Origin of the sequence: Xanthobacter autotrophicus, from assembly GCF_030015065.1 — a bacterium.
In the GTDB taxonomy this organism is placed as follows: Bacteria; Pseudomonadota; Alphaproteobacteria; order Rhizobiales; family Xanthobacteraceae; genus Xanthobacter; species Xanthobacter autotrophicus_D.
Genome location: NZ_JAIVFN010000569.1, coordinates 1 through 386, shown reverse-complemented (window position 1 = coordinate 386; position 386 = coordinate 1). Strand labels below are relative to the sequence as shown.

The following is a 386-nucleotide window of genomic DNA, read 5'->3' as shown; positions in this document are numbered from 1 at the left end:
TCACGTTGGTGTCCATGACGAGGTCGTAGTCCTCCTCGGTCACGTCCCAGAAATCGGCACGGCGCTCCACGCCGGCGTTGTTCACGAGGATGTCGAGCCCGCCGAGCGCCGTGGCGGCTTCCTGCACCAGCCGCGCGGCTTCCGCGGCACCGCCGCTGATGTCCGCTGCCACGTAAACCGCGCGGCGGCCCAGAGCGGCGATGCGATCGATGAGTTCCCGGGGTGCACCGTCGGGATCACGGCCGTTGAGCACCATGTCCGCGCCGTCCTGCGCGAAGCGGAGCGCGATCGCCGCGCCGATGCCCTGGGTGCTGCCGGTGACGAGGGCCTTGCGGCCGGCGAGGTGTCCATTCGCCATGGGATTGCCTTTCCTGGAAGAGCTGGAA

At 69.2% G+C, this 386-nt stretch carries 1 protein-coding gene; it reads right to left on the bottom strand.

Going from position 1 to position 386, the window contains the following annotated elements; genetic code table 11:
• On the bottom strand, positions 1-358 hold a 358-nt coding region (locus tag K9U40_RS24550; RefSeq protein WP_282892640.1), incomplete at its 3' end, for an SDR family NAD(P)-dependent oxidoreductase.
• Positions 359-386: the final 28 nt, after the last annotated feature.